This window comes from Halalkalibaculum sp. DA384 (assembly GCF_043951955.1).
Classification (GTDB): domain Bacteria; phylum Bacteroidota; class Rhodothermia; order Balneolales; family Balneolaceae; genus JAMQKA01.
This window is the reverse complement of the sequence record NZ_JBINJE010000029.1, coordinates 42,604-54,342: the sequence shown is the minus strand read 5'-3', so window position 1 is coordinate 54,342 and position 11,739 is coordinate 42,604. Positions and strand designations below refer to the sequence as shown.

Annotated in this window: 6 protein-coding genes; all 6 read right to left on the bottom strand. The window is 51.3% G+C overall.

All coding sequences use genetic code 11. The features are described from left to right. Positions 1 to 692 (bottom strand): sulfatase-like hydrolase/transferase (locus ACG2E4_RS14590; protein WP_395276992.1); only part of this gene is annotated, 692 nt, incomplete at its 3' end. Between the two features lie 575 nt (positions 693 to 1,267). Further along, entirely contained in the window at positions 1,268 to 3,889 is a 2,622-nt protein-coding gene (locus tag ACG2E4_RS14585) for a HEAT repeat domain-containing protein (protein ID WP_395276993.1), read from the bottom strand. A 568-nt stretch (positions 3,890 to 4,457) separates the two neighbouring features. After that, positions 4,458 to 5,537 carry a twin-arginine translocation signal domain-containing protein gene (locus ACG2E4_RS14580; protein ID WP_395276991.1) on the bottom strand — a complete coding sequence of 360 codons (1,080 nt, stop codon included), beginning with the start codon at positions 5,535 to 5,537 and terminating at the stop codon, positions 4,458 to 4,460. A gap of 52 nt (positions 5,538 to 5,589) precedes the next feature. Then, on the bottom strand, positions 5,590 to 7,008 hold the full coding sequence (locus tag ACG2E4_RS14575) for a DUF1501 domain-containing protein (RefSeq protein ID WP_395276990.1): 1,419 nt from the start codon (positions 7,006 to 7,008) through the stop codon (positions 5,590 to 5,592). A 76-nt stretch (positions 7,009 to 7,084) separates the two neighbouring features. Continuing rightward, complete coding sequence (locus tag ACG2E4_RS14570; RefSeq protein ID WP_395276989.1) at positions 7,085 to 9,979, bottom strand: DUF1549 domain-containing protein; 2,895 nt, start codon at positions 9,977 to 9,979, stop codon at positions 7,085 to 7,087. Positions 9,980 to 10,225: 246 nt separating this feature from the next. After that, on the bottom strand, positions 10,226 to 11,725 hold the full coding sequence (locus ACG2E4_RS14565) for a RagB/SusD family nutrient uptake outer membrane protein (protein WP_395276988.1): 1,500 nt from the start codon (positions 11,723 to 11,725) through the stop codon (positions 10,226 to 10,228). Between the last annotated feature and the right edge of the window lie 14 nt (positions 11,726 to 11,739).

The following is an 11,739-nucleotide window of genomic DNA, read 5'->3' as shown; positions in this document are numbered from 1 at the left end:
TAAAACGACAGAAACGCGAAAAAGGGCCGATCCCGGTGTTCCCGGATAAAGCGGCTGGTCTCTTTGGCCAGCTTCTCCGGCAGGCTCATGCCTTTTTCTGCCGGATGATCTTCCATCTTGGGATTGTTAAACGGGGAAAAATATCCGCCCGTGTAGGGCCCGCCGGCTTCAAACCCTCCCTGGTTGAAGTCAAACCCGTGGTCTTCCGGGTAGGAGCCTTCCCCGCCCAGGTGCCACTTGCCGGCAAAAAAGGTGGTATAGCCTTCCTGGCGCATCGCCTCCGGCAGCACCTGGTACTCGTGCGGCAGATGGTCCACGTAATCAGGCGGCAGCAGCTTGCTGTGGCGACCCTGCTCGCGCCAGTCGGTCCCGGTCCGGGCCCCGATCCAGTCGGTGATCCCGTGGCGGGCCGGGGTCTTCCCCGACATGATGCTGGCCCGCGCCGGGCTGCAGACCCGCCCGGCGGTATACCCCTGGGTAAAGACCATGCTGTGGGCCGCCAGCCGGTCCAGGTAGGGAGTATCATAAAATTCGCTGCCCATACTGCTCATATCATGGTAGCCGTAGTCGTCGGCAATGATGAACAGCACATTGGGGTGTTCGGGGGCGGGCTGTTCTTCCAGAGGCGTGCAGGCTCCCACAAGGCATGCAAGAATAATTATCAGACAAATTGACGAACTATTTAAATTCATAACTATTTTCCATCCATTGAAGAGAGCTTTGCCTGCCGCTGTTTTGCCCAATACCGACTTGTTTATCCTGAACAAAACTCTCAATTCCACGTTCTGGGGTTGTACTCCCGTTTAAAGGGCAATAAGGTCGATGGTACAACCACCTTCCATCAAAATAGTAGATTCTGCAAAGATCCCTTAAATTACATTGGTCGTATTCCGATAGTTGTTTTTTCCCGAACGATCTAAAACAGCGTAAAGATTATATCCCAATTTGTAAAGCGTTAAAATTCCTGCCTGAATCCTGCCATCTTTCTCCTTCAACAGGTTACCTCCCTTATCTACAAAAAACGGATTACGTACTCCCTTTCCTCCCTTTCGGGAACTTTGCCACCTATCCATTGGTCCGCACGGTGCCAGAGTCCCTGGGCACCAGTTTAGATGTCTTGCCTTGCGAAGTATTCAAAACTAATTAAACCTGCGTTTGCTAAATATTTTTAGAAATACTTCCCTTTTATAAAACAAATGCAAGTTTTTAACCTCGTTCTGTGAGCGATAAATTGTATTTACAGATTTTTGACTTTTCCTGCCGACCTTTACTCTACTTGTGCTGACAGGTAATCCACCAGGGCCACAAACTCTTCATACGAAAGAGAGTTCGTCAGTCCTGCCGGCATCATGGAAGTTTTGAGCTGTTCTCGCGAAACAATATCTGACTTCTGCAGTGTCGTCGCCTGCCCGGCGATATTCCTGATGACCAGCTTTTCAGCCGTCTCTTCAGTGACAAATCCCACATAGCTGTTCTCATCACTGGTTTGGATTTGCACGGTGGCAAAACCCTGCGAGATAGAGGCGTTGGGTTTCAGGATCGATTCCGCAATCTGCTGTCGATTCATTATTCCGCCGACCTGACCCAAATACGGGCCTTTCATCGCTTCGTCCGGGCTGATGCTGTGGCATGCCTGGCATCCCTGCCGGACAAACAATTTTTCGCCCTTCTCCAAGTCACCGGAGAGCTCCTGCAGGGCCAGCATCACATCTTCGATGGATGATTTCCCGATTTGTCCTTCTTCACTTTTTATCTCTTCCAGGTCTACGACCGGTTCCTCTACTTTCGACCCGGTGTCGTCGGTGCCGCCAAACGCGGGAATACCCAGCCGGTATTTGCTGTTCAGGTCCGCGAAAAACCGGTCATCAAATGCACCGTTTTCATACTCAGTAATGAGGAAATCCCGTATTACCGGTGTTCCCTGCCACTCCTCTGCCTTATAATACGGACCGTGGGTATCGGGGCGCGTGCTCCACCACCACGAACCGTCGTAATCGGCCTCTTTGTGGTATATACGCGCCAGGTTATGAAGGATTCTGCTTTTGAAATCGATATTACTACTGTTGTTGTAGACTTCAATCAATCTTTCAGGTACATGGGGATCGTGAATATAGCGCAGGGCCCAAAGTGCCAGTTCGCTGCGGTCCTTTGACACTGCATCCAGTAACGGTGCTGTAGCGCCGATCTCGACCAGTGATTTGACGGCTACATGCGGGGGAATAATCTCCGCATTCGGGGTGGCATGAGGGCCAACCGTACCGATATCCGGGGCCTCAAACGAGTCCGGTACTTCAATCTGAAGGAGTGCATCCACCGCTTCTTCGCGGCCCAGGCGTCCCAGTCCCACGATCGCCGCGATTTTAACGCGATCAGAGGAGCTATCCAGCGCCGAAAGAAATGGCTGAAGCGGTACCTGGTCCACATATTCTTTGCGATCCGCCAGCGCACGCAGGGCGTACTCCCGCACCTGCTGATCCCTTGTCAGCTCCACCAGGTTTTCAATGCCCCCTGTGCCGGCAGCCTGAGCGTAGGTAAAAATCCCGGCAACCCGCACATCCAGGGGGAGCCCCGCGTCACGGGCTGTCTCCCAGGCCACCCTATTCACCTCCTGGTCTGTGCGCTGCAGGAGTTCATACTGCGCATACTGGCGCGCTTTGGCATGTTCCGACTTGAGATACCCGGCCAGTTCCCCGATCGAAGCGTTTTCCAGCGATGGAAACGGCTGGGGTTGTAATCCCTCTGGGACCGACCGAACGGTAAATCCCCTTGTTGAATCGCCGGAATAGCCCGCTCCATCCCAGGCGGAAAGATACATCGTGCCGGAAGCATCCAGGTCAAGATCGGTAATCTGCGGCAGTTCAATAAACTCCTCCTGCTGCTGGGTAAAGCTTCCTTTGTCGGGGTTCATGTTATGCAGGTATAGGTAGCTGCGTCCCCAGTCCGCGGTCAGCGGTTTATGGTTGTAAGCCTCCGGCCACCGCTCATCATCCAGGTACAACGCCCCGGTACCTGATCCCCCGCCAAAATCTTTCAACGCGGGGATGATCTCTTCCGTAAAATGTTTAAACAGCGTGGGATAGCCGTATTCTCCACTCTGGATATGGTCGAGAAACCGAACATTCCAGCCCCCGCCGTCGTTGGTGTTGCCGCGCGTAAAGATATTCATATAGGGATCGATCGCCACGTCGTAGTTATTGCGCGTTCCGTGGGTATAGACTTCCATCTCGGTTCCGTCCGGGCGCACGCGAACGATCCCGCCCCCCAGCATCGTCAGCTTGGTATCTTCGCGATCAACGGCATCGTGGAATCCAAAATCTCCGACGGCTATATAAATCCACCCGTCAATGCCCATTCGAATTCCGTTCGTAGCATGATCGGTTCCCCGGCTCCGCAGGTAGTTGGGGTTGCTGATCCCTTCAATCAGTGGTTCGGAGGGACCGTCGGCAACACCGTCACGATCTTTGTCCTCGAAGACGACCAGGTCCATCCCCGAGGCTTTCCCGGTCTCTTCCGAAAAAGTTGTGTGCAGGACAAACACCTGATCCCCAATCGCAATGATTCCGCGTGGATTGTTGACCCTGGTGAACTCTGTGTGGGCATCCACGATGCCATCCTGGTTACAATCCACAAGGCGTACAATCGCCCCTTTGTCCATCTCCTTGCCGAGCGAGCCCTGCATGTCAACACCCACAAAAACTTCGCCGGTGGGAGCTACGGCCAGTGCGGCCGGACTTGGGGTCAGTTCCGGCCCGGAAAATGCGTTAATGGCCAAGTTGTCCGGCCAATCCAGGTTGCTTTCCAGGGAATCTGTGAGTGCTGTCAAGGTACTGGAATCACTGGCATTGCAAGGTACAGGCGGCGAAGAGCTGGTTTGATTTTGGCACCCCATGAGGGCTGCACTTATCAGGAAAAATAGCAAGGTACCACGCATCGTTGTTACCGGAATTCGAATCATAGTGTGTAAAATCAGTCGTTAGCTTGCGGTTGAATACTGCGGGGAACTGTAAGAATCGCTGTTCCTTCGATCCCGTTTTACGCAAAATACAACGGTTAAAAACGACCATAGCTGCTCACTTTACGATCAGCTAATTGCCAACGCCGTACTATTCAGCGCAAAGAATGAAAGGAAGACCCATCGATTTTTACAGAATCCTTCCCGGAAGATCATCAATATGAAATATGATCACCGGCACTGAATATAAAACATAAATTCAAACCTTTTAATATCTTTCGGGACTATAAATACGTGAGAGGGACGGGAGTAGCACCAGCAGTTAAAAAGAAGGATCGATTCCCTGACAAGAAAAGAGAGGAAGAACTATGCCCGCGCAGATGATGTGATTTAAACGGGTACCCAACGCCGGTTACCGGGGGAGAAATTGTATCCCCGCTCATTCCCGTATTAAACCCATCAATAACATTCTCGATCACAGGGTAAGAAAGGATAAAACATGCGGTCAGACCCGATGCAGCTTAATCGGATACGTTTGACCGGCATTCCACTGGCAGACATACATATTTTTATCCTCATCTATACAGACATCATGACAGTGCTTGAATATGGATTCTTCCTGGACCATAAGCTGGAGCTCTCCATTGATATAGCTGGGTTGGGTGCCGGCCGGGTTCGACACCACATTATCATCTTTATCCAAAATGGTAATGAAGCCGGATTCAGGAGTTAAATTCAGATAGCGTTTTCGCGACCAGCAGACCCCGGCATAAACATTTTCTCCATTAATTACCGGTCGACATACGTAGGCACCGGGTAGAAAAATGGTTTCCAGGTACTCCCCCTCCAGGGTAAACCGTTTAAAACTGTTATGCCTCCGCGAGGTAACGAGAAGGGTTGGCGTTCCGTTACTCCGGGTATCAACGGCCACACCGTGGGGTTCATTAAGTTGATCATCTGCACTGCCTGCCCCCCCGAACTTATCCAGGTATTTGCCGTCTGGACTAAACCGAAGTACATAGAAGGAGCCGTAGCCATCGGCTACATAGATCGTACCGTCCGGCCCGACGGCCGTTTCAGTCGGCAGATAGTCATCCTCCGTGTCGTAACCACCCACTTCCCGGGGATCTTCCAGAGTCAGAAGAACCCGTCCATCCAGCGTCGTCTTTTCTACCCGGGCTGTTTCAGCATTTGTATCGGTGATAAAAAGAAATTCTTCTCCCCCCGCATTCCAGAGCGTCAGCCCGTGTCCCCCGGGATATTTGGATCCCCAGCTATCCAGATATTTCCCATCCTTGTTGAAGATAATAATATTATTCTGAGTCTCATCGGTAATCATGATCAGACGTCCCCGCTTGTCCATAACCATCTCATGGCAATTTTTAACGGGATGTCGAGCGGGGTCCAGGGCTGCCCAGTCTTTTTCAACGCGATAACGAAAGTCACCATGACCTATCACATCATTCTCCGGGGAAGATCGACTGGTATTAATGTTTACATCAAAATTTGTGACCATGCCGGGGGCGGCAAAGGCGGTTCCGGCCGCCGCCACCTGTTTAAGAAATTCTCTGCGGGTTTTATTCATAATTAGCGTTGAGATGGTTTTTTAGGGCCCTTTTAAGTTATAAAGTTGTGATCTACGCGAAAAGCTCGGGGATCGCTTCCCCATGACCTTCCGGAGTGGTATACACGGGGCGGCCTTCAATGGTATAATGTGTTTCAGGGGGAATACCCAACGCCTGGTATATGGTCTGGTGAATATTGCTTATCTCTACAGGATTTTCCACGGTTGAACAGGGACGTTCATCCGCTGTTTTCCCATAGACGTGCCCCTGTTTTATTCCACCGCCGAACATTAAAATTGAACATCCATCGGTGAAGTGTTTGTGCATGCCATATTCCGATATACTTTGCATTACTTCTGGCTGTTTTGCCTGTTCCTTGACCGTTTTTCCCGGCCGACCCTCTACCATCATATCCCGGCTGAATTCACTGGCCAGGATAACCATTGTGCGGTCCAGGCGGCCTGTTCTGTCGAGATCTCTGATCAGTTGAGCAATGGGCCGATTGATACTCTTTTTCATCTCCACGGTTCGGGTATGCCCGTTTTCGTGGGTATCCCACCCCATGAATGGCACGTATTCTGTAGAAACGCTTATAAATCGAGCGCCAGCCTCCGTGAGTCTTTTTGCAAGCAGACACCCCAGTCCAAAGCGGCCGGTATTGTATTCCCTGTAAATTTCTTCCGGTTCTTTTTTAAGGTTAAACGCCTCTGATTCAGGCGATTTCAGCAAAGCATAGGATTTTTCCATCGCGCGCACCATCGATTCCTTCTGGTAGGCGCTGCCATGTTTTCCGAGTTCACTTTGATCAACCAGATCGCGATACAACTGATGTCTTTTTTCAAACCGCTCGATACTCATCCCAACCGGTGGCCGAACGCTTTCGAGTCCACTGGAGGGATCGGGAATCAAAAATGGGCCGTACTCACTTCCCAGGAAGCCGGCAGAATGGTACGCCTTCAGCTCTTCCCCCTCGCCGACATCGAACCGCTGGCCGATACTGATAAAAGGCGGAATCACCGGGTTTACAGGCCCCCGTTCGTGGGCAATCCAGGCCCCGATGTGCGGTACCTGAATCGTTTGAGGCGGTTCATAACAGGTATGCCAGTGATATTGATGCCGTGTATGCAGGATGTGTCCCAGGTCGGCCGCCCGGTAAGACCGGATCACCGTCCCCTTGTCCATTACGGATCCTATCTCCTCGAGTCCCTCTGAGAAAAACAGATCGTCTACGGCGGTTGGAGATTTTGGGAATGTGCTCAATACCCTGCTACTTTCAATACCTGGTTCAAACGGGGTGTAGGCTTTGGGATCAAATGTCTCCGTGTGGGCCATACCGCCCGCCATCCACAGTAATATTACCGTATCCGCAGTTGATTCAATTTCGTTGCCCGCCCGCTTGCAGCTACTCAAAAAAGAGGTTCCCGGAATCGTTGCTCCCATTGCTGCAAGAGCTGCAGCCGAAGTATTTTTAAGAAAATCGCGTCTTTTCATAGTATTAACTAACCTCCTGGGTTACCTGTGTATTAACAGATCTAATTTTACGAATATATGTCGCCATACCATATGATCAGTAAATCAATTGAAATTCGGGATTCATCACCAAGGCCCACAAGAGATCCTGTACTGCTTCCCTGCGCGGGTCTGATGAGAGCTTCTCACTTAATATTTTTTCTTCGGTTTCACTTGGGGAGCGACCATACGCGGTGAGATAAAGGTGTTCAATCATCCGGTTTGTAGCGGTCCCGTATTCGTTTATCAGCCGCTCCGCTCCCCGGGCCATCACTTCATTCAACTTCTCACCGTTGGTCAGCTCCAGCGCCTGAAGCAGCGTAGCTTCCGTCTGCCGGTTGGTGATTACATTCTCCCGTGTAGGCCGGCCCATCTCCTTAAGAAAATCATTATTTTCGACCAGTGATGCGCGGACAAAATCCATCTGATGGCTGGTATCGTGCGTAAAGCCCAACAGTTGTCCCCAGTGATCACTGCCGGCACTGGTTCCAAACGCCCGAACTGCTCCCCACTCACTATCATCAAAATCCAAGGTTTCCCACCCTTCAGCGGGCGTATCCTGCAGGGCTTTCCAATTTTCATTGGAGGTAACCACGAGGGAATCATCACTGCTGGTGAACTGTATTTTCAGATTAAGCAGGATGCCGGCCGGATTGGGTATCGTACCTCCATTTTCTCCCTCCAGTGCCAGTACATTTCGTCCTGATCTGAGGTATTCGGTTACATCCAGGCGTTCAACCCGCCTCCAGTCATCTCCCTGACCGACCATTGTTCCGTTCAGATAGAGCTTATAGGATTCATCCACCGTTACCAGCATGTTGGCTACGTCCACTTCCCGACTACCCGGAAGATCAAATTGATGTCGGAAATAGTACATGCCCGGGGCCGGCTGGCTTCGCCGCCCGTTTTCGGTGGTATTAAACCAGATCCAGTCGGCCTCGGCAGGAGGCGTTTCGTAGGGATCATACGCCACTGAGAAATAGAAGGGAGCGGCCACCTGGGAAACCGCATCGGCAAATTGTTCAGCCGTCATCCGCTTTCTGAGTGGTCCCTCAAACACGTAATCCTCAGAGCCGGCCTCTTCTTCACTCATACCCACCGAGGGCAGCTGGTAGGTGCGGGACTTTAATATAGTGGACAGAAGGTACTTCAGGTCATATTTGTGGTCGATCAGGTCAGCGGCAAGCCAGTCGAGATGCTCCTGGCTCCACGGGATGTTATCCATATTGTCTACCGGTTCAACCAGGCCTCTTCCCATCAGCAGCTCCCAGTAGCGGTTGGCAATCGTCCGATACAGGCGCCCGTTTTGCTCGTCCGCAATAACCTCCGCCAGCTGCTCCAGTCGTTTTTCCAGGGAAGCTTCCGAATCGACATCGCCGAGCTCCTCACTGTAAACAAAGCTTGCTTTGGCCGTATCACCGGTGGGAACGTCGCACCGCTGGATCGCAATAGCCGAATCGGAAAAAATCTGGGCAAAAGAGTAGGCATCATTCAGCGTCAGGTTGCTTACAAAACTGTCGTGACAGGAGGCACACTTGAGATTGGTGCCCAACAGCGACTGGGATATATTTTGTGCGGCCTGCATCTCAGTAGTCTGGCTTGCATTAACCGCACCGCGCCATTCAATACCCCTGATAAAACCATCCGAACGCTCATTGGGATTCGCCAGTTCCCTGACCATCTGGTCGTAAGGCATATTATTATAGAGTGCGTCGTACAGCCAGTCTGTGATCTGCTCTCTTCCTCCCGTGATAAAGCCGGTTCCAGTGTAATCATTGCGCAGCAGATCGTTCCAAAAGGTCAGCCAGTGCTGGGCATAGGCATGTTTTCGGCCCAGCAGGGAATCAATCAACCGGTCCCTTTTATTGGGCGAACTGTCATCGACAAACGCCTGGAGTTCTTCAGGACTGGGCATCAAGCCGATCACATCCATATAGGCACGGCGCATAAACGTAACATCGTCCACCGGTTCCGGCCAGCTGATATTATGCTCCTTGAAATAGGCGTCGGTAAACTTGTCAATGGGATTTTCAAGATCTGATCCCGTCTCCGGAAGTTCAGGTTTGTACAGCGCCATGGGAGCCTCGCGGAACGTTTCCACCTCCTCGTCAGACCAGGGAGCGCCCACTTCTATCCATGTACGTACCAGCTCAATCTGGCTCGCACTTAATGAGCTTCCTTTCTGCGGCATCACCTCGTCATGGCCTTCCGGCAATGTGAGTCGACGCATCAGTTCACTTTCGCCGGGTTCGCCGGGAACAATAATCGGTCCGTCATCTCCTCCCTTCATAACGGCTTCCTCGCTGTTGAGGACGAGTCCGCCCTCAGCTTCATTGGAGTCGTGGCAGCGATAACATGTTTGGGCAAAAATGCGGCGGACCCCGACATTAAGTTTCGTTTTGTGGGTTTCTGCCAGTGTCCCCATCTCCCTGTGTTGGTTGACCTCCTCCACCAGTTCAGTAAATTCGTCGTCCGAGAGGGTTTCGTAGTTCCAGGGCAAGACCGATGTCAGGTAGTCGCTGCCATGCGTCAAATTTGCCCCAAAATGGCCGGTTACTGTCAGCACCAGCACTGTTGCTGCAAGCGCACCCCGGTAGATATTGAGATCCTTCCGGGTGTCACGTGTTTCTGCCCGGTACAGAAGCCAGCATGCAGAAAGGGACAGCACCACGGTAAGAATACCACCCCACCGGTGATAAAAAATAGTTGATTCCGAATAGTTGCCGCCATAAGCGAGCATGAGGCCGACAATGGCGGCACCCAAAGCGGTTCCGGCCCCAATGTAGATTAGCCAGCGGATGCCTGAACGCAGGTCAGGACGCTTGCCCCCCATTGTAAGCATTTCAAGGAAAAAGGCGATTACAAGAGCCCCTATCGGGAAATGAACAATCAGTGGATGCAACCGACCCAGCAATTGCCAGATCCACAATTCTGAAAGGGTGTCTAAAAACATTAGCTCAATACTTTTGGCTTCTTATTTATGTATATGAGAGGGCTTTGCAAAACCCTCGATTTCCTCGTTCTGAGGGAGTTGTACTCCCGTTTAAAACGGTCAACAAAGTCAGTGATAAACCACCTCCCAACAAAATAGCAGACTCTGCAAAGGTCCCAAAGAATAAAGTTCAACAATTCAGCATCTAACGGTGATCCACTGCCCGCCTCTTTTGTTTATGCTAGATGCTAAATGTGTTGATTAAAATCAATACCCCGGATTTTGGGTTAAATCCCCGTTAATCAGTATTTCATCCGCAGGAATCGGGAATAACGCTTCATAGGGTTCAAACACATAGTCTCCCTCGGTAAACGGGATGCCTCCCCGGCTGGTGGTGGGATTATCACGCTCCTCCTGCCCGTGGGCATTTAAAAAGTCCGCCAACTCCTGGGGCGTATGGGTTCGTTTGAGGTCAAACCACCGATGATTCTCAAACGCCAGCTCCATGCGCCTTTCGTGAAGTACCGTATCCCTGAAGGTTTCCTGGTCCAGGCCGTTTAACGGATCAAGTCCTGCCCGTTCCCGCACCTGGTTCAGGTATCCATGCGCTTCGGTAGTGGGACCTTCTTCTTCATTTATCGCTTCGGCGAGCATCAGCAGAACATCGGCATACCGCAGCACGGGCCAGTTGTCGTCTGTACGGCCCCGGATCGAATGAGGGTGATGATACTTCGTGATATACGGAACCGGCACCCAGTCGCCCTCATTATTTGTGTATCCCTCATTCAGGGATACCTCTTTGCGAAGGTCACCATCTTCATAAGAGTTGATAATGTCTAACGTGGGAGTATTCCATCCCCCTCCATTTTCACCCGGAAAATCGATCACGGCTCCCTCGGATTCCCGGGGGGCAAACGTGTAGATAAAACTGCTGTGTTCCCCCAGGTCATTTCCGCCCTGGAACTGAACTGCAAAGATTGACTCCTCATGATTCTTGTTTGCCGGATCAAAAACGTCTTCGTAAGAGGCTAACAGTGAGTATCCCATGGGAAGAACCTGCTCAAGTGTACTAATTGCCTGCCCATACTGTTTTCTGGTAAGGTAGACTTTTCCCAATAAACTCAGGGCCGCTCCCTTGGTCACCCGTCCGGCCGCGGCTTCTCCATAGTCCGGCGCACCAGAAACGGCGGCATTGAGATCACTTTCGATTAGATCATAGACCTCTTCAACAGGCTGCCGGGCATACGACCATGCTTCTTCCGGCGTGTCGAGTGGTTCGGTCATAATAATCACATCACCGAAATACTGAACCAAATTGAAGTAGTAGTAGGCCCTCAGAAATTTCAGCTCTCCCTCAAACTGCTGAATCGCTGTCTCATCGAAGGTCGCCCCTTCCAGCTTGGAAAGCGCGGTATTGATATTCACCAGCGCCTGGTAGTAGCTGTTGTACAAGTTTGTAATATTGGGCGTCGACTGGTTTATCTGCCAATATTCAATCGCCTCCAGTGCCGGACCCTGTCCGCGGTTTGCAACATTAAAATGGAGGGTCGTGTTGTCCGTGATAAACTCATTGTATTGCCATTGATCATGTATGATATCCTGCAGCTGGGAGTAAACCCCATTGACAGCCTGCGCCATCTGCTCCTCGGTTTGATAGAACTCATCCTCCACAAGACTGGTCGGATCTGTTTTGACAAGGTAATCATCACTGCATGAAACCAGCGTCAGCAACAAAAGCGAGTTTAATGTTATGATAAAATATTTCATGGCTATCCAAATAT